The organism is Pseudodesulfovibrio pelocollis, from assembly GCF_030282845.1.
GTDB lineage: Bacteria > Desulfobacterota > Desulfovibrionia > Desulfovibrionales > Desulfovibrionaceae > Pseudodesulfovibrio > Pseudodesulfovibrio pelocollis.
In genome coordinates this window covers 1-17,935 of the sequence record NZ_JASTWE010000012.1, presented here as the reverse complement: position 1 = coordinate 17,935, position 17,935 = coordinate 1, and the positions used below count along the sequence as shown (strand labels likewise).

Below are 17,935 nucleotides of genomic sequence, written 5' to 3'. Positions count from 1 at the left end.
GCCAGTGGGGGCCGGGATCAGCGCTCGGCGTAGCGCTCGATCTTGCCCTTGTAGGCGAGCACGCCGTCCACCACGCCGCGCGCCAGATATTCCAGGTAGGCGTCGGTATTGAGCCGCTTGGCCTCGGCGGGGTTGGTGATGTAGCCAAGCTCCACGAGGACCGAGGGCATCTTGGCACCCATGAGCACATAGAAGGGAGCCTCGCGCACCCCGTTGTTCTGGATCTGCCACTTGCGCCGGACATGGGCCAGGGTGTTGTTTTGCACGTCTGCGGCCAGATCGCGGCTCTCCTTGATCTTGGAGTTGACCATCAGGTCGGTCAGGATGAACTGGAGGTCCGAGATGGCGCGTGGGTCCACGGCGTTTTCCCGGGCCGCGATGCGCACCGCGTCGTTGGTCTTGGCCAGGTTGAGGCTGTAGGTCTCAAGGCCGCTGACCCGGGTGTTGCGGTTGGCGTTGCAGTGGATGGAGAGGAAGAGATCGGCCTTCTTGACATTAGCCATGGCCGTGCGCTGCTCAAGGGGGATGAAGACGTCCGTGGTGCGCGTGTAGTGTACGTTGAAGCCCTTTTCGGCCAGCATCTTGCCCAGGATGGTGGAGAAGCGCAGGTTGATGTCCTTCTCCCGCAATCCGTTGGCCACCGCGCCCGGGTCCTTGCCGCCGTGGCCGGGGTCGATCATGATGGTCTTGACCGTCAGGCCCAGCTGCTCAAGCAGATCGCCCACGGTCTGCTTGCCGCCGCCGGGCGCGCGGTAGGTGATCTTCTTGGACGGGGTCTCGGCCTGCTCGGCCTTCTGGGCGGCGCGCGTGGCGCGGGCCTCGGCCTGGGCCTCGGCCACTTCCTGATCCGGCGAATAAACGTCGATGACGATGCGAAACGGGTTGTCCAGCGGGAAAACCTTGTATTCCTGCATGGACAGGAAATCGAGCACTACCCGGGTGGTGTCCTTGTTGTACTGGCCGGTGCGGATGGAGCGCAGGATGCCGTCGGAAACCGTGGTGGACGCGGTCACGTCGTGCCCCAGGCGGGAGTTGACGAGGTCCACGTAGAGGCGGTGGGGCCGCCCCACCTCGTCGTTGGGTTCGAGCACCTGATAGCGGTAGGTGACGCGGCTGTCCATCTCCAGCACCACGCGGGTGTACTCGTCGCTGGAGCGGTAGCGGACCATGTCGAGGTGCGCGAGGCCGGACGGGTCCCTGGGCACCACGCGCTGGTCGCCGGACTCGTCGGTCACGGTCTCCTGGGGGGCTGGCTTCGGGCTCTCGGCCACGCGCTTGGCCACCTCGGCCAGGGACTGCTTGACCGCCTTGCCAGAGACCTTGGCCACGGCCGCGTCATAGCCGCCGAGCCTGCGCAGGGCGGCATCGGCCTTGGAATACATGTCGGCCCGGGGGTATTCCACCAAGATGCGGGCCAGATCAAGGCGCGCCGCCTCGGTCTCGCCCAGTCGCCGGGCCTGGATCTCGGCCCTGCGGTAGAGGCAGTCGTCGGCCCAGCCGTGGCGGGGATAGCGGGCCACGACCCGCCCGAAATAGTCGATGGCCTTGCGAAAATCCGACTGGCGGCCGCTTTGCACTCCCAGTTCCTCGTGGACGCGGCCGATGTAGTAGAGGGCCTTGGGCGCGTTGGGCCCGTCGGGGTCGGCCCGCAGGCAGTTGCTGAAGTGGCGCTCCACGGTTTCCCAGTTGGCCCGGAACTTGACCCGCTTCGGGTCCTTGATCAGGGAATGGAATTCGGCATGGCCCTTGTTGAAATGCGTCGCGGCCGTGGAGGCTGCGCCGTGGCCCGGCCACGCGAGCAGCACCGCCAGCGCCAGCAGCGCGGGCAGGCAGAGGCTAAGATTTTTTTTTACGTGCAAGTTCATAGCCTTGGGCCGTAGGGTGCTTCGGAAAATCCCGCATGATAGGGATAGTCCACGCCGCCGGAAAGCACTCCGGGGCTTCAGGGTGCCACAGCGTTTCCGTAGTTTTCAGAAAAATCTAAAAAAAGTCCAGAGAATAATGCGGTTTCCTTGGCAAAATTCAGGCCCAGAAGGTCGGAGCCGGGACTGTGGCGACCGCGTCCGGCACGCGATGCGTTGCCCTTGGTCGCGAGATTGGCTTTGAAATTGATATGAAAACAGACGGTTGAGATAAAAAATCCATTCTCGTGATCAGGCCAGTCCAGTGGCCAGCCAGCGCGCCCAGTCCGGGCGGCCGTTGGCCTCGGCCAGTCGGGCGGCCCGCTCCCAGTCGTAGGTTACGGCCACCAGTTCTGCTGTCCAGGAGGTGGACACGGGTGTGTTTGCGGCCCCGGGCGGGGTGAGCAGGGCGTATCTGGCGTGGGGCGAGCCCGTGGCCATGGCATGGGGCGGGGTGTCGTCGTCATAGGCGGGCAGACCCACGCTGCCCGGGTTGATCACCGTGAACCGGCCGCAGGCAGTCACTCCGGGGTAGTGGCTGTGCCCGGCCAGGACCACGGTGCAGCCGCCGGGCACCCCGGCCAGATCCGCCTCGATGGCCGGGCAGGGGCGTGGCACAGGGCGGCCCGAGGTCACGTCCTCAAGCAGGTAGGCCGTGTCGCTCTTGGGTGTGCCGTGGCACAGGAAGAGTGAAGCGTCCACCACGCGGGTGGCCGGGAGCCCGGCCAGCCAGGCCAGCCCCTCTTGCCCCAGCGCCTCGTGCGCCGCCCGGAAGGCGGGCAGCCCGGCCATGGGCGAGGCCGGGTCGAGCAGGATGCGGTCCTGATTGCCGAGCACGGCGGGCATGGGCCTGTCGCGCAGCAGCCGCCATGTGGCGGCCGGGTCCAGGGGGCCGTAGAACGTGTCGCCCAGGTTGACGAACCGGGTCACGCCGCGCCGGGCCGCATCGGCCAGCACGGCCTCAAGGGCGTCTGCATTGCCGTGGATGTCGGCCAGCACGGCCACTCGTTCCGTGGCCCGGTCCTGGCGCGTCGAGGGAGGGGAGCCTGGGGTTTCCATGGCCCCAGCATGGCCGGGAACCAGACCCGGGGCAAGCCCTTTCAGGCCCCGCCCGGGCTTTACTCGCAGGCGTCAACCATATACAGAGGGCGTGACGGCGCGTCGCTCGGGAGTGCCGCCGCAACCGTGACGAGGAGACGCCTTGGCCCGTTCCAACGACCTGCACTATCTTGGCAACATCCATCTGCTCAAGCGCAGCATCAGCTACTTCGCGCCCTACAAGGGGCGGGTGATCCTGGCTGTGGCGGCCATGCTTCTTTACGCGCCCATTGCCCCGGCCCTGGCCTGGCTGACCAAGTACATCACCGACGACGTGCTGGTGGCCAAGGACCTTTCGGTCCTCAAGCTGTGCATCGTCGGTCTGGTGGTGCTCATCGTGTTCAAGGGCGTGTTCCAGTTTGTCCAGACCTACATCATGAACGCCACCGGCATCCTGGTGCTCAGGGACATGCGCCGCGACCTCTACGCCAAGATCGTGCGCCTGCCCATGCCCTTCTTCGCCGAGAGCGAGGTGGGCATGCTCATGAGCCGGATCATCAACGACGTGGTGGCCGTGCGCCAGAGCCTGCCGAGCATCATCATGTTCGTGCGCCAGATATTCACGCTCCTCGGCCTTGTCGGCACGGTCATCTACCTCGACCCCTCCCTCGCCTTCTGGAGCCTGGTGGTCATGCCAGCCGCCCTGTACCCCATTGTCTTCTTTGGCAAAAAAGTCCGCAAATACGGCCGCAAGATCCAGGCCGAGCTTTCCGGGGTCAACGTCACCCTCGAAGAGGGCTTCTCGGGCATCAAGGTGATCAAGGCCTTTGCCAGCGAGGTGCGCGAGGGGCTGCGCTTCAACAGGGAGAACGAGAAGCTGAGCCGGATCATCATCCGCCAGATATTCTACAACGAGAGTTCCTCGCGGGTCATGGACTTCGTGGCCGCCGGTGCTGCGGCTGCGGTGCTGTGGATCGGCGGCACCCGGGTCATTGACGGCGTCATCACCCCGGGCGACCTGACCGCCTTCCTGGTCTGCCTGGTCCAGCTGTACGAGCCGGTCAAGAAGATCAACATGTCCAATCACCAGATCCAGGCGGGTCTGGCTGGCGCGGAGCGCGTCTTTGACATCTTCGACTCCCCGGAGATCACGGTGGAGGACGAGGGAGGCGTCGTCTTTGACGGCAAATTCGACGAGTTGCGTCTTGAGGATGTCCGCTTCACCTACCCCGGCTCGTCGCATCCCGCCCTTGACGGCGTGTCGCTGACCATCAAGTCCGGGCAGCGGGTGGCCATCGTCGGCCCCAGTGGTTCGGGCAAGACCACGCTGGTCAATCTCATTCCCCGCTTCTACGACCCGCAGCAGGGGCGCATCCTGCTCAACGGCGTGCCCGTGACCGAATACACCCTGAGCAGCCTGCGCATGGGCCTTGGGCTGGTCTCCCAGGACACCTTCCTTTTCAACCTGCCCGTGCGCGAGAACATCGCCTACGCCCGAGAGGAGTACGACCAGCAGGAAGTGGAGCGGGCCGCCCGCAGCGCCTACGCCCACGACTTCATCATGGGCCTGCCCCAGGGCTACGACACCGTGGTGGGCGAGGGCGGCGTCAAGATATCCGGCGGCCAGAAGCAGCGGCTGACCATTGCCCGGGCCATCATGAAGGACCCCTCCCTGCTCATTCTGGACGAGGCCACCAGCGCCCTGGACACCGAGTCCGAGCGCGTGGTGCAGGACGCCCTGGAAAACCTCATGCGCGGCCGCACCTCGCTGGTCATCGCCCACCGCCTCTCCACCATCTTCACGGCCGACATCATCGTGGTCATGGAACACGGCAAGGTCATCGCAACAGGCTCCCACAGGGAGCTGCTCGCCTCCTGCCCCCTTTACAACCGCCTCTACCAGATGCAGTTCGACGACTCCATCCGGTAGTCAACCGGTGCGCACGGCGCGCACGGATCATGCCCATGGCCCTGCACATAGTCACCATATCCGACATGAAGCTCTCCGCAGCGAGGGAGGATGTCGTCGTCACCTACTCCCTGGGCTCCTGCCTAGGGGTCACTGCCCATGACCCCAAGGCGGGCGTGGGCGGCATGGTCCACTGTCTGTTGCCCCACGCCGGGGCGGCCAGGGAAAAGGCCCGGGCCAACCCCTTCATGTTCGTCAACACCGGGGTGGCCATGATGGTCAGAAGGCTCATGGACCGTGGGGCCGAGAAGCGCCGCCTGGTCTTCAAGGCCGCGGGCGGGGCCAACATGCGCGGCGACAATCTCTTCAACACCGGCGCGCGCAATTTCGAGGCCCTGGGCAAGCTGCTTGAGCGCAACTCCGTGACCCTGTCGGCCTCGGACGTGGGCGGCACTGTCCCGCGAACCATGTTCCTGCACCTCGACACCGGCCGCGTGGTGGTCCGTTCACTGGGAGAGGAGAAAGACCTATGACCAGACGCCAAGAGATTCTCGACACCGTGTCCCGGGTAGTGGCCATCCCGTGCTGCGCCAACAAGGCGGCGGCCCTGCTGGGCGACCCGGAAGCGGAACTGGCGGAACTGGCCCGGATCATTGAGCACGATCCCGGCCTGACCGCCAACCTGCTCAAGATCGTCAACGCCTCCTTTTTCGGCGGCGGCAAGCCCATGCGCACCGCAGGCGAGGCCATCCGCCTCCTGGGCACCCTCCAGGTGCTCCAGTTCATCCTCTCAACCGGCGTGGCCCCCTCCTTTGTCCGCCGCATCGGCGGGTACGACCTGGCCCCGAGCATGCACCTGCAACACTCGGTGGCCGTGGCCATGGCCGCCCGGGAGCTGGGCCGGGTGCTCGGTCTCGACGCGCCGGATTACACCTTCACCGCCGGGCTGCTCGCGGGCGTGGGCAAGCTCCTGTTGGGTGCCTACGTCCAGGTCGATGTCAAGGCCATCCTGGATCTGGCCATGGAGCAGGGCCTGAGCTTCGACCGGGCCGAGGACGCGGTGCTGGGCATCAACCACGCCGAAGTGGGCGGCATCCTGCTCCAGTCCTGGGGGCTGCCCTCGGAGATCACCGAGGTCGTCTGCCACCACCTGCGGCCAGACGAGGCCCCGGAGACGGACACGGTCCTTGATCTGGTTCACATCGGCAACGCCCTGGCCAAGATGATCGGGGTGGGGCTTGGCGTGGACGGCCTCAACTACATTCCGTCCGCCACGGTCATCCAGCGCCTCGGCCTGACGGCCGGGATCGTGGACAGGGTCTGCGCCAACGTGGTGGACGAGCTGCGCTCAGTGCGGCACCTGTTCATGGAGTGCGCGGAAGACGCCTGTCCGGTGTAGCAGCAAGAAGGCCGGAAACGCCTTGGAGCGTTCCCGGCCCGAAATCCAGCCGTCGGAATTGATCTGAAAGCATGGCCCGATGGCCCGGGCTGCCGCCTATTGCGGCCGGTAGGCCCGGGTGATGATCACCGGCTTGACCGGCACGTTCTCGTGCTGCCCCAGCTTGGCCGTCTCCACCTGGCTGATGGCCTCCACCACTTCCCAGCCCCGGATCACCTTGCCAAAGGCGGTGTACCCCTCGTGGGTGATAAACTTGGTTTCGTCCTGCCTGTCCTTGACCACTCTTTGATTGAAAGAAGGGTTGTCCTTGACGTTGATGAAGAACTGGGCCGTGGCCGAGTCCGGGTCGGCCCCGCGCGCCATGGCGATGGTGCCCTGCTGGTTGGACATGGCCCGGGCAGACTCGTTGCGGACGGGCGGATGGGTCCGCTTCATGCGCATGCCCATCTCGTAGCCGCCGCCCTGAATGATGTTGTAGGGAATGGGGTTGCGTCCGGCCAGATCGGGTTTTCGGAAATCCCTGTCCGTGACCACCCGGTGGAACAGGGTGCCGTCATAAAACCCCTCGTCCACATAGCGCATGAAATTCTCCACCGTCTCCGGCGCTTCGCCCGGGTAGAGCATGACGATGAACCGGCCCAGGGTCGTCTCGAAGACCACCACCGGGTTGGGGCCGCCGCCCTGGGCCTGGACAGCGCCGGGCAGGGCCAGCAGACCGACCAGAAGCAGGGTGCTGAAAAGAAGCGTGAGTTTTCGCATGGTTCTTTACCTCGATCTTGATGTCGTGAACGCCGAACCTACCGGAAAAGGCGCGGCGAATCAATGCGGGGACTCGGCGAGCCGCTCAAGGAGCAGCGCTCTGGCCCCGGCCTCCTCCAGGTCGCGGCCGGTCCACAGCCGGAACTGGGCCAGCCCCTGGTGCAGAAACATCTCGAGCCCCGACACCGTGATGCACCCGGCGGCCTCTGCCTCGCGCAGGAAGCGGGTGCGCAGGGGGTTGTAGACGATGTCATAGGCGATCATGCCCGGCGTGAAGCGCAGAGCGTCCCACGGGGTGGCATCGATCATGTCGCCGGTCATGCCCAGGGGCGTGGTGTTGCAGACAAGGCCCGCGCCCTGGTCCATGCGCGCCTCCCAGGCCACGGCCCGGGCCGACAGCTGGCGGGCGAGGTCTCTGGCCTTGTCCGGGGTGCGGTTGGCCACCAGGATTTCCGGCACGCCCAGCTCGCGCAGGGCCGCCACCGCGGCCCGGGCCGCGCCGCCCGCGCCCAGGACCAGGGCCGTGCCGGGCAGCGCATCCATCGTCCTGAGGGGGGCCGCCACTCCGGTCACGTCCGTGTTCTCGCCGCAGAGCAGACCGTCCTCCCAGTACAGGGTGTTGACCGCGCCCACGGCCCGGGCCCGCTCGGTCAGCCGGTCAAGCAGCGGCATGACCGCCCGCTTGTGCGGGATGGTCACGCTCACGCCCCGGATGGACTGGGCGCGCACGCGCGCGACAAAGTCGGCCAGGCCGTCGGGCTTGGTGGGCCACGCCTCGTAGGTGGCGTCCAGGCCGAGGCTGGTAAAACCCCAGTTGTGCAGGGCCGGGCTCAGGGTATGGCCCAGGGGCCAGCCGATGATGCCGTGGCGGGCGGTCATGGACGCGTCTCCCTGGCTCACAGGGCTTGAGCCTGCTCCAGGCTGCCCGCGTTGGCCGAGGTCCATGCTTCTTCCCCGGCCAGTTCTGTCAGATTGGGCGCGAGCAGCTTGGTCAGGACGTTCCTGGGTCCGATCTCCACGAAATGGCGCACCCCGGCCAGCCACAGGGCCTGGAGGGTTTGGACCCAGAGCACCGACGAGGTCATCTGGCGCTGCATGACCGGCAGGATGCCGGAGGGGTCCGGCTCGGGCAGGGCCGTGGCGTTGTGAAAGACGGGAAAGACCGGGACCTTCCAGGCCAGCCCGGCCAGGAAGGCGGCGAACTCGTCGGCCGCCTCGCCGATGAGCGGGCTGTGGAACGCGCCGGACACGGCCAGGGTGATGGCCCGGCCCTTGGCCTCCTTGACCAGCATGGCGGCGGCGGCAAGAGGTTCGCCCTCGCCGCTGATGACGAATTGGGCCGGGGAATTGTAGTTGGCGATGCGCAGCTGGCGGCCGGTGTCGCGCGCGGCCTGCTCCACGATGCCCTCCACTGTGGCCTGGTCGAGCTTGACCACTGCGGCCATGCCGTGGCCCTCGCCGCCCGCCTCGGCCATGAGCCTGCCGCGCAGGCACACGGCCCGGATGGCGTCGCGGCCGTCCAGTGCGCCGCTGGCGGCCAGGGCCGCAAACTCGCCCAGGCTGTGCCCGGCCGCGGCCGCCGGGGTAAGCCGGTCGCGCGCGGCCAGCCACAGGGAGAGGTTGGTCACGGTCAGGGCGGGCTGCAGGGCGCGGGTGTCGGCCATGTCGCCGCTGGCGCCATCCCAGTAGATGTCGCGCAGGGGCAGGCCGGATTCCTTTTCGGCAAGAATCCACAGGTCCATGGCCTCGCCCAGACCCTCGGCCACGTCGCGGCCCATGCCCTGCTCTTGGGAGCCCTGTCCCGGGAACAGTATCGCTGTCTTGGTCATTGTGGTCTCCTTGGAGTTGCTGCGCGGCCGGGCCGGTGCGACCAGAAGCCGCGCTGGCAAAGGGGATAGCCCGCCCGGGCGAGGCGCGTCAAGGCGCGCCTGTCCGGCCGCATCGGGCGAGCATTGGGTTGACAGTAAAAATCACAAAGGGGTAGATGACGCAAATGGGTACCCCGTTGATAATCAAGAATATCCGCCAGCGCGCCCTTTCCCGCGTCCCGGGGGGACGTCCGTGAGGGTGGTCATCGTGGGCAGCGGCGGCCACGCTCTGGTGGTGGCCGACATCCTGGCCGCGTCGCCCGATGCGGTTCCCCTGGGTTTCATCGACCGCGAGCCCCGGCCCGGCGCGGCAGAAGACCTGGGGTTGCCCCTGCTTGGCAGCGAGGAGGACCTCCCCGCCATCCCGCACGATGCGGTGGTGGTGGCCATCGGCGACAACCGGGTGCGCATGGCCGTGGCCGACAGGCTGGTAGCCGGGGGTGAGACCTTGGCCTCGGCCATACATCCCTCGGCCGTGATCTCGCCGACCGCGAGCATCGGGCCGGGCTGCGTGGTCTGCGCGGGCGTTGTGGTCGGCCCCGGGGCGACAGTGGGCCGAAACTCCATCCTCAACACCGGCTGCACCGTGGACCACCACTGCGCGCTGGGCGAGCACGTGCACATCGCGCCGGGCGTGAACCTGGCCGGGGGCGTGACCGTGGGCCACGGTGCCTTTGTCGGCATCGGCGCGAGCGTGATCCCGGGCGTGACCATCGGCGAATGGGCCGTGGTGGGCGCGGGCGCGGCGGTCATCCGCGACGTGGGCGCTGGCCGGTCCGTGGTCGGCGTTCCGGCCCGCGAGAGAACCTAGTAGGAAACCATGGTGAACAGCGACCGCATCTATCTTTCCCCGCCCCACATGGGCGGTGCGGAACTCGATTACGTCCACCGGGCCTTCGAGTCCAACTTCATCGCGCCCCTGGGGCCGCAACTGGCCGAGTTCGAGGCCGGGTTCTCGCGGCTGACCGGGTTTGCCCACTGTCTTGCGCTGTCCAGCGGCACGGCGGCCATCCACCTGGGGCTGCGCCTGCTCGGGGTCGGCCCGGGCGACGTGGTCATTGCCTCCACCCTGACCTTCATCGGTTCGGTCACTCCGGCCACCTTCCTGGGCGCTGACCTGCACTTCGTGGACAGCGACGCGGCCATCTGGACCATGGACCCGGCCCTGCTGGCCCGGGCCGTGGCCGAGATCGAGGCCCGTGGCCGCCGCGTGGCCGCCGTGATTCCCACCGACATCTACGGCCAGTGTTCGGACTACGACAGCCTGCTGGCCGTGTGCCAGCCTCGGGGCATCCCCCTGCTCATCGACGCGGCCGAGGCCGTGGGTGCCACCTACAAGGACCGCCACGCCGGACTCGGCGGGGACGCGGCCGTATACTCCTTCAACGGCAACAAGATCATCACCACCGGCGGGGGCGGGCTGCTGGCCAGCCACGACAAGGCCCTCATCGACGAGGCGCGGCGGCTCTCCCAGCAGGCGCGCGACCCGGCCCCGCACTACGAGCACTCCACCATCGGCTACAACTACCGCATGAGCAACGTGGCTGCTGCCATCGGCCTGGGCCAGCTCGACATGCTCGCCACCTTCGTGGCCCGGCGAAGGGGTATCTTCGACTGGTATGTCGAGGCCCTGGGCCATCTGCCCGGCGTCTCCTTCATGCCCGAGGCCGCCTCTGGCCGGGCCAACCGCTGGCTGACCGTGATGCTCCTGGACGAGGCCGCCTTCGGGGCAGCGCCCGAGGACGTGCGCCTGGCCCTGGAGGCGGAGAACATCGAGTCGCGCCCGGTCTGGAAGCCCATGCACATGCAGCCCGTGTTCAGGGACGTGCCCTGCACCGGCGGCGCGGTGAGCGAGGACCTGTTCCGTCGCGGCCTGTGCCTGCCCTCGGGCACGGCCATGACCAAGGCGGACCTGGCGCGCATTGCCCGCATTGTCGCCGGGGTGGCGGCCACGGCCCACAAGGGCGGGAGGCGAACCCCGTGAGGCTCGGCCTGCCAAACTTCCGCAATCTCAATTTCTACGCCATGCTCCTGGCGGACGTGGCCATCTTTGCCCTGGCCCTGTACGCGGCCTATCTTTTCCGCTTCGACTTCGACGTGCCCGAGAGGTTCTCCTCCCAGTACCAGGGGCTGCTCAAATACGTGCTGGTCTTCAAGGGGGCGCTTTTCCTCCTCTTCGGCCTGTACCGGGGCATGTGGCGCTACACCAGCCTTGATGATTTCTGGCGGCTTCTGCGGGTCACGGCCCTGCAAAGCCTCATCCTTGTCTCCTTCGTGGGCTTCCGTTTCTCGCTCATCGGGGTGCCGCGCTCCATCTTCGTCATCGATTGGGTGCTGACCCTGGTCCTGTGCAGCGGGCTTCGGCTCACCATCCGCGCCTTCTACACCCGCACCTTTTCCCTGGCCCGGCAGGCACCGGGCCGCAAGGACGTGCTCGTGGTCGGGGCCAAGGACGCGGCAGAGAAGATCGGGCGCGAGCTGATGGCCAACCCGGCACACTACAACCTCGTCGGATTCCTGGACGACGACCCTGACCTCAAGGGGCGGACCATCCACGGCAGGCCGGTGCTCGGCCCGGTGGGCACCCTGGGCGCGGTGGCCGAGCGGTTCGGGGTGGACGAGATATTCCTGGCCGTGTCCGAGGCCTCGGCCGAGGAGATGCGGCGCATGGTGGAGACATGCAAGGGCACGGGCCTGCCCTACAAGATCCTGCCTGCCATGACCGAGATCATTGACGGCAAGGTGGACATCAAGACCCTGCGCGACATCGATTATCTTGATCTGCTGGGCCGCTCGCCCGTGAACCTCGACACCGGGCGCATCAGGCAGTACCTCTGCGGCCAGACCGTGCTGGTCACCGGCTGCGGCGGCTCCATCGGCTCGGAGCTGTGCCGCCAGAGCGTTCGCTACCGGCCGGACCGCCTCGTGCTGGTGGATGCGGGCGAGTACAACCTCTACCAGATCGAGATGGAACTGCGCCACACCCTGGGCTTTGACCGCTGCGTCACCGTGCTCGGCTCGGTGGCCGATGCGCCCCTCATGGAGCGCACCTTTCGGGAGCACCGGCCCTCCGCCGTCTTTCACGCCGCAGCCTACAAGCATGTGCCCATGCTGGAGCGCAACCCCTGGCAGGCGGTGCGCAACAACATCGAGGGCTCGCGCACGGTCATGCGGGCGGCCGTGGAGGCCGGGGTGGAGCGGTTCGTGGTCGTGTCCACGGACAAGGCGGTGCGGCCCACCAACGTCATGGGCGCGAGCAAGCGCGTGACCGAACTGCTGATGCAGTCCTTAAGCGGCGGCCCCACCCGGTTCATGGCCGTGCGCTTTGGCAACGTGGTCGGCTCCAGCGGCTCGGTGGTGCCCCTGTTCCGGCGGCAGATCGCGGCGGGCGGGCCGGTCACCGTGACCCATCCGGACGTGACCCGCTACTTCATGAGCATCTCCGAGGCCACCCAGCTCATCCTCCAGGCGGGCAGCATGGGGGATGCGGGCACCGGCGGCGAGGTCTTTGTCCTGGACATGGGCGTGCCCGTGCGCATCGCAGACATGGCCCGCGATCTCATCCGCCTCTCGGGCAAGGAGCCGGGCGTGGATGTGGAGATCGTGTTCACCGGCCTGCGCGAGGGGGAGAAGCTCTTCGAGGAGCTGATCACCGAGGGTGAGGGCATCGTGCGCACCGAGCACGACAAGATTCTGGTGGTGGGCTCGGCCGCCACGGTCCGATCGCAGGACCTGGACAGCGAGCTGGCAGCCCTGTCGCGGGCGGCCGCAGCCCACGACGGCGAGGCCATCAGGGCCATCCTCGGGCGGCTCGTCCCCGAGTACTCACCGAACTCCAACTAGCTGGTATTGTTTGTCTTGAAAGAAGTATTGGCGACCCGGGCAAAGCCATTTTCGGACAACCGACCGATTTTCAAGAAGATATCTAGACTCTGTCCGCGATGGCCTTTGTGTATTATTCGAGAAAATCAGGTCAACCGACTTGATTTAAATGAGTTTCGCGGTTAGTAATATTGCTAGGCATGTTCACGTCCTCGGCGGTGCCCGGTCTGAAGACCGCTCGGCAACCCAGGAGCAAAGCCCTTTTTGGGCGGATCGGGTCATTTTTCGAGAGGGAAGCGATGCGGCCAAAGGACAGGGATTGCATTTTCTGCAAGATCGTGGAGGGGGCCATTCCCTGCGCCAGGGTCCTGGAGACGGAGCACGTCCTCGTCTTTCTGGACATCGCGCCCGTGCATCCGGGCCACGCCCTGGTGGTGCCCAAGGGACACTACCCCACGCTCATGGACCTTCCGGCCGAGCTGGGCGCGGACCTGACCGATGCCCTGTCCCGGGTGGGCCGGGCGGTGATGGAGGCCACGGCCGCCGACGGGCTCAACCTGATGCAGAACAACTTTGAGGCGGCGGGCCAGCTGGTCCACCACGCGCATTTCCATCTCATCCCGAGGCATTCCGGCGACGGCCTGACCCTGTGGCCCCAGTCGGGATACAAGTCTCCCGACGAGATGAGCGGCCTGGCGAAGACCATCGCGGGCCTGCTGAAATAAGCTTTGAAACCCTTTTTTCGGAGGCGACCCAATGAGCACCCTCACCAAAGCCGGTATCGTGGACTACATCTATGAGCGTACCGAGAGCAACCGCGCCGAGATCAAGGATCTGGTCGAGACCATCCTTGATATCATGAAAAGCTCGGTCAAGAAGGACCACGCGCTGCTCATCAGCGGATTCGGCAAGTTCGAGGCCTACGACAAGCGGGCGCGCAAGGGGCGCAACCCCCAGACCAGCCAGACCATCACCCTGCCGCCGCGCAAGGTGGTCGTGTTCCGGCTGTCCCGCAAGTTCCGCTCCGAACTCAATCCGTCTTAAGCACGAACCCCTTGGGGTACTGCGCCCGGAGCCGGTCCAGGGCCGCCTCGGCCGAGCCGTGGTCGCCAAAGGACCCGGCCTGGACGCGGAACAGACCGTCTCCGGCCGTGTCCAGTCTGGAGCCCTTGTACCCGTCGGCAATGAGGCGTGCGAGGGCTCTGTTCGCGTTTTCGAGGTCTGAGAACGCGCCCACCTGCACGAAATAGCTCCCGCCCTCGACCACTTCGGGCATGGCCGTGGCCGTGGCACCGGGATGCGTCTCATGGGTGAGGGAGGTGTGGTCGGCCACTGTGGTGTCGGCGTGGGCAACCGTGGCGGCCGGAGCGCTCGCCGCCTCGGCGGGCAGGGGCTCCTCACCCAGCTCCCTTTCGGCCACGCGCCGGGTCGGCTCCTCGGTCGGCGCATCCACCACATAGACCCCGTCGCTGGTGCGCCTTTCGTCATCTGTGGCCATGGCGTCCGCGTCAGTGGCGGCCTCGGATGAGGACTCTGCGGGCAGGGGAATCGTCCGCTCACTGGGCCGCTGGGCCGGAGGCGACGAGACGATATGCTGCCGCGCGCAGCCTCCCACGATCAGGGCCGCCATCAGGCAGGCGGCGACCATCATCCCGGATTTTCTGACATTCATCATTTGATTCGCCCTCTTGCGTTAGTCCTTCCGTGCTTGTGCCAGTAGCACATGGCGTGGCAAAGCGTCTAGAATAAATCTAAATCCAAAAGAGTCCGGGTCCGGCTTCCGGGGCCAACTTCCGGGACGTGACGCCCTGGCGCGGGAGACGTGATGGCCGTGCAGGCTCACGCCCCGGGCGCGGGTTTGCCCTGGAGCAGGGCCTTCCAGCGGGCGGCCTCGTCCCAGTCGAAGCCGCCGGGCACGCAGGGCCAGATGGAATTGTTCTGGAACATTGGTTCCTCGGCGATGGGATAGGGGCTGGCCCGGCGCGCTGCCTCGAACATGGGGCTGCCCGGGATGGGCGTGTAGTGGGCCAGATGGGGCCGGAAGCCGAAGTCGCGCACATGGCCCACGGCCTGTTCCACGCGGCCGAGGTCCTGGCCGGGCAGGCCGAAGAGGATGTACACGCCGATGTCGGCCAGGTCAAAGCCCGCGTCCACGAGGTTGGCGGCCCCGGCCTCCCACTCGCGCCGGGTCAGCTTGACATCGTGGCGGTGGTCAAAGTCCGTGGTTTCGAGGCCCAGGCGCACGGTGGTCAGCCCTCCGGCCTTGAGGCGGTGGCAGGTGTCGGCCGTGAGGTTGCGCACATGCATGGCGTTTGGCGTGTGCAGGCGCACCTCGGGCATGCTGGCTGCCACGGCGTCGAGCACGGGCCACAGCCAGCGCTCCGGGGCCACCAGCAGGGCGTCGTCGTAAAAGGCGAAGTCGCGCACCCCGCGCGCCTGCTCGGCCTCCATGGAAGCCAGCACCGGGCCGGGAGCGGACTGGACGAAGTCCGGGTGCAGCGCCCGGCTGGCGCAATAGTCGCAGGCAAAGGGACAGCCGCGCGAGCCGAGCACTGGCGCGTAATCCGGCTCGGGGTAGAGGTCCAGGGCCAGGCGCAGCCCGGTCTCCTCGGGCAGGGGTGGCGCCTGGCGGCCCAGGGCGGCCCACAGCCGCGCCCAGTTGTCCGGCCGCTCCAGCGGGCCGCGCACCAGCAGGTTTGCCCGGGCGTGCCGCGCGGCGTGGTCTGTACACAGGGAGGGGTAGGTGCCACCCAGGACGCGCACCGCATCGGGCCACAGCTCGGCGGCCATGGCCAGGGCGTCGAGGGCGGCCGGATACCAGTAGGTCATGATGGACGAGACCAGGACCGCGTCCGGCGGCGGATCGAGCCGGGCCAATCCCTGGCGCACCAGATCGCGGTCCAGGCCGTAGCGGCTGTAGCGGCGGCCGGTAAAGGCCAGCGCCGGGGGCGGCTCGATCTCGGTCTTGGGATAGTGGCCGGTGCCGTGTCGGCCGGGCCGGGGCCAGGGCACCCCGTCCCAGGTGGGGTCAAGGCAGTCCATCAGGGCCACTGCCGCGCCCGCCTCGCGGAGCATGGACAGGCAGGCCAGCAGCCCCACCGGCCGGGACCACAGGTTGAAGGCCGCGAAATCCGTGATCCATGGGTTGATGCCGAGGACCCGGGCAGGCTTTGCCCCCTGGCCACCGGACCAGGGAATATGGGGATGGGTCGGCCGGGTCATGGCTGGTTGGCGCTAGCGGTTGAGGAATCCCATGATGGTGGAGATGGCGAGCATGGCAATGAGCACCACCAGCAGGATGTTGGTGGTCCGGTTGCGCCGTTGCGCCCGCTCCGCCTTACCCTTGGTGAACAGCCCGGCGATCAGGAAGATGAGCCCAAGGATGACGATGATCTTGAAAAGCATGCCCATGCGAGGGGTGTACCGGATTTGGAGGGGAATGTCTTCCCGGGGGTGGGTGGAGAGCCTTATTCTTGCTTGTTGTTGCAGAGGGCAAGGATTCCAGAAACAAGCACTTTGAAGCTGCTGGATAGATTGGTTTCGGGGTCCAAATAGGGGGCAATTGCTCGTGAGCCAGACATTTTAGCGTAACGGTTGTCAGTTAATCTGTCCAACTCTTCCGAGGGATGTTGAAGTTTGTCAGGGTTCCGAAATTTTGCTTGCCGCTGGCGTTTTCCGATCCCCTTGAGCCCAAGACCCTTCTCCACTGCATGCAGGTCGCCAAGGTAGAAGCTTTCAAGTTCCCTGCAAGCAATACGTATCAACACGTCATTACGGCCCGCATCCAAACAAAGCCGAGCAAGTTTAGACTTGATGGCTTTGCAATCTCCTAAATCCTGGTCACGCATCACAACGAAAACACAGTTGGGACGTAGCCAGCCACGAAGCTTTGGGGTCAAATTTTTGTCCAAGTCCTGTTTGCCATTAAAAACACGAAACTCTAAAGAGACGCCCTCAGGAAGAATGCGGGGCAACAACGAAGAGAGCATTTCTTTTGCTGACGGCTCCTCAAGAAAGAAAACAAGCGTAATCATTGAGGGTCTGCTCCATCAAAGAAGCCTTGTTCCCAAAGATAGCCCATTTGATCTCCTTCGGCCATGTACTGAGCGAGTTGCGGATCGTTTTTTGCCCGCTTCACTTGAGTGTATCCATTTTTCTTGACGAGCCAAAAAACCTCTTCAAGCCTTGTGGCATTCAAGAAGTCAGGAGAGTGGGTGGAAACAAAAACTTGCCCACCCCGGTTTGCATAGGCTCTGAATTCTTCTGCAAGCTCCCACAACAATTTGGGGTACAACTGGTTCTCCGGCTCTTCAATGCACAACAAAGGATGTGGTGTCGGATCATACAACAATGTGAGGTAGGCAAGCATTTTGATTGTGCCATCAGAAACGTAGCGTGCCAAAAACGGGTCTTCAAAGTCACCATCCTGAAACTTTAAAAGGACCCTTCCTTCTTCTGTTGTTTTTGATTCGACATTTGTTATCCCTGGCACACGCATTTTAAGGAGAGAAAGTATTTTGTTGAAAATCTCTTTCTTGTTGTTATACAAGTACTCAATGACAAGAGAAAGGTTCTCGCCTTCGCGAGAAAGATGCTCGGCGTAACCAGCCTCTTGTTCCGGCCTTGCCTTGCTGACATGGAAATCCGACACATGCCAGTTTTCAATGAGGTTTCCGAGTGCTAGGACGGCAGGAAACCGTTCGAATTGGGCGAGGCCTTTAATGGCAAGAATATCGGGAGATTTGAGATTCTGATCTTCCCGGTCCAGTTGTCTGACATCCGTGACTGAATCCAACTCATTCCTGACGGCGTTGCCCTTGCCGCGAGAAAAATCCAGAAAATGCCATGGCTGGCCGCTGCTTCCTCGGCGATATTTCAACACTTCCCGCTCTACCAGAGCTTTTCCTTTCTCTTCTCCAATCTGGAGAAAATATGTAGTCAGCGGGCTATCTTTGCCTGCTCGGAATTTGAGTTCAATTTCAATTGATCCTTGGGCGTTTCTGCTTTGAACTTCCTTGAAGCCGCGACTGCCGCCAAGCTTGGCCAAGGCCACGTTCACATTGCTCGACATTGCGTCACGCAGGAAACCAAAGACTTGGAAAATAGTGGATTTCCCAGTCCCGTTTGCTCCAACAATCACGCAAAAACTGGGCAAGTCGGACAACTCCGCTTCCTTGAAAGACTTAAAGTTTTTCAAGCGGATTGATTCTATTTTCATGGCTCACCTCGTTGATCCATC

The 17,935-nt window shown here is 65.1% G+C and carries 18 protein-coding genes; 8 read left to right on the top strand and 10 right to left on the bottom strand.

The genetic code is table 11. The features are described from left to right. Window positions 1-17 precede the first annotated feature (17 nt). Together QQS14_RS06095 and QQS14_RS06090 are read right to left on the bottom strand one after the other, a co-directional pair. On the bottom strand, window positions 18-1,865 hold the full coding sequence (locus QQS14_RS06095) for an N-acetylmuramoyl-L-alanine amidase (protein ID WP_285906073.1): 1,848 nt from the start codon (window positions 1,863-1,865) through the stop codon (window positions 18-20). Window positions 1,866-2,153: 288 nt separating this feature from the next. Beyond that, the gene (locus tag QQS14_RS06090; RefSeq protein ID WP_285906072.1) at window positions 2,154-2,960 is read right to left on the bottom strand and encodes a metallophosphoesterase family protein; all 807 of its coding nucleotides are present in this window, start codon (window positions 2,958-2,960) and stop codon (window positions 2,154-2,156) included. Window positions 2,961-3,102: 142 nt separating this feature from the next. Between QQS14_RS06090 and QQS14_RS06085 the strand changes: the two genes are divergently transcribed. The 3 genes from QQS14_RS06085 to QQS14_RS06075 are packed head-to-tail and all read left to right on the top strand — an operon-like array spanning window position 3,103 to window position 6,247. Beyond that, window positions 3,103-4,869 carry an ABC transporter ATP-binding protein gene (locus tag QQS14_RS06085; RefSeq protein ID WP_285906071.1) on the top strand — a complete coding sequence of 589 codons (1,767 nt, stop codon included), beginning with the start codon at window positions 3,103-3,105 and terminating at the stop codon, window positions 4,867-4,869. A gap of 35 nt (window positions 4,870-4,904) precedes the next feature. After that, complete coding sequence (locus tag QQS14_RS06080) at window positions 4,905-5,381, top strand: chemotaxis protein CheD (RefSeq protein ID WP_285906069.1); 477 nt, start codon at window positions 4,905-4,907, stop codon at window positions 5,379-5,381. Beyond that, a complete protein-coding gene (locus QQS14_RS06075; RefSeq protein ID WP_285906068.1) occupies window positions 5,378-6,247 on the top strand; it encodes an HDOD domain-containing protein in 870 nt (289 codons plus the stop codon). Before QQS14_RS06080 ends, QQS14_RS06075 begins: the two co-directional genes overlap by 4 nt. Before the next feature lie 96 nt (window positions 6,248-6,343). Here QQS14_RS06075 and QQS14_RS06070 read toward each other — a convergent pair whose 3' ends face one another. From QQS14_RS06070 to QQS14_RS06060, 3 genes are read right to left on the bottom strand one after another with little or no spacing between them, the layout of a single operon-like run. After that, window positions 6,344-7,006 carry a peptidylprolyl isomerase gene (locus tag QQS14_RS06070; RefSeq protein ID WP_285906067.1) on the bottom strand — a complete coding sequence of 221 codons (663 nt, stop codon included), beginning with the start codon at window positions 7,004-7,006 and terminating at the stop codon, window positions 6,344-6,346. Between the two features lie 60 nt (window positions 7,007-7,066). Then, window positions 7,067-7,885: a shikimate dehydrogenase gene (aroE, locus tag QQS14_RS06065; protein ID WP_285906066.1), complete on the bottom strand. Its 819-nt coding sequence runs from the start codon at window positions 7,883-7,885 to the stop codon at window positions 7,067-7,069. Between the two features lie 17 nt (window positions 7,886-7,902). Further along, window positions 7,903-8,835 (bottom strand): ACP S-malonyltransferase, encoded by a 933-nt coding sequence (locus tag QQS14_RS06060; RefSeq protein ID WP_285906065.1) that lies wholly within the window; start codon window positions 8,833-8,835, stop codon window positions 7,903-7,905. Window positions 8,836-9,067: 232 nt separating this feature from the next. Between QQS14_RS06060 and QQS14_RS06055 the strand changes: the two genes are divergently transcribed. From QQS14_RS06055 to QQS14_RS06035, 5 genes are all read left to right on the top strand, one after another. Then, entirely contained in the window at window positions 9,068-9,685 is a 618-nt protein-coding gene (locus QQS14_RS06055; protein WP_285906064.1) for an acetyltransferase, read from the top strand. Window positions 9,686-9,694: 9 nt separating this feature from the next. Further along, on the top strand, window positions 9,695-10,858 hold the full coding sequence (locus QQS14_RS06050) for a DegT/DnrJ/EryC1/StrS family aminotransferase (RefSeq protein WP_285906062.1): 1,164 nt from the start codon (window positions 9,695-9,697) through the stop codon (window positions 10,856-10,858). 41 nt (window positions 10,859-10,899) lie between these two features. After that, entirely contained in the window at window positions 10,900-12,717 is a 1,818-nt protein-coding gene (locus QQS14_RS06045; RefSeq protein ID WP_285906134.1) for a polysaccharide biosynthesis protein, read from the top strand. Window positions 12,718-12,995: 278 nt separating this feature from the next. Next, window positions 12,996-13,421, top strand: a complete 426-nt coding sequence (locus QQS14_RS06040) for an HIT family protein (RefSeq protein ID WP_285906061.1) — start codon at window positions 12,996-12,998, stop codon at window positions 13,419-13,421. Window positions 13,422-13,452: 31 nt separating this feature from the next. Continuing rightward, window positions 13,453-13,740 (top strand): integration host factor subunit alpha, encoded by a 288-nt coding sequence (locus QQS14_RS06035; protein WP_285906060.1) that lies wholly within the window; start codon window positions 13,453-13,455, stop codon window positions 13,738-13,740. On the opposite strand, the gene QQS14_RS06030 is transcribed toward QQS14_RS06035, so the two are convergent. From QQS14_RS06030 to QQS14_RS06010, 5 genes are all read right to left on the bottom strand, one after another. Next, window positions 13,727-14,371, bottom strand: a complete 645-nt coding sequence (locus QQS14_RS06030) for an SPOR domain-containing protein (protein ID WP_285906059.1) — start codon at window positions 14,369-14,371, stop codon at window positions 13,727-13,729. The genes QQS14_RS06035 and QQS14_RS06030 overlap by 14 nt on opposite strands. Window positions 14,372-14,535: 164 nt before the next feature. Beyond that, window positions 14,536-15,918 (bottom strand): B12-binding domain-containing radical SAM protein, encoded by a 1,383-nt coding sequence (locus tag QQS14_RS06025; protein ID WP_285906058.1) that lies wholly within the window; start codon window positions 15,916-15,918, stop codon window positions 14,536-14,538. A 12-nt stretch (window positions 15,919-15,930) separates the two neighbouring features. After that, window positions 15,931-16,107, bottom strand: a complete 177-nt coding sequence (locus tag QQS14_RS06020; protein ID WP_285906057.1) for a hypothetical protein — start codon at window positions 16,105-16,107, stop codon at window positions 15,931-15,933. A 56-nt stretch (window positions 16,108-16,163) separates the two neighbouring features. After that, on the bottom strand, window positions 16,164-16,730 hold the full coding sequence (locus QQS14_RS06015) for a DUF4276 family protein (RefSeq protein WP_285906056.1): 567 nt from the start codon (window positions 16,728-16,730) through the stop codon (window positions 16,164-16,166). After that, window positions 16,727-17,914 carry an AAA family ATPase gene (locus QQS14_RS06010; protein ID WP_285906055.1) on the bottom strand — a complete coding sequence of 396 codons (1,188 nt, stop codon included), beginning with the start codon at window positions 17,912-17,914 and terminating at the stop codon, window positions 16,727-16,729. The genes QQS14_RS06015 and QQS14_RS06010 overlap by 4 nt, the downstream gene beginning before the upstream one ends. Between the last annotated feature and the right edge of the window lie 21 nt (window positions 17,915-17,935).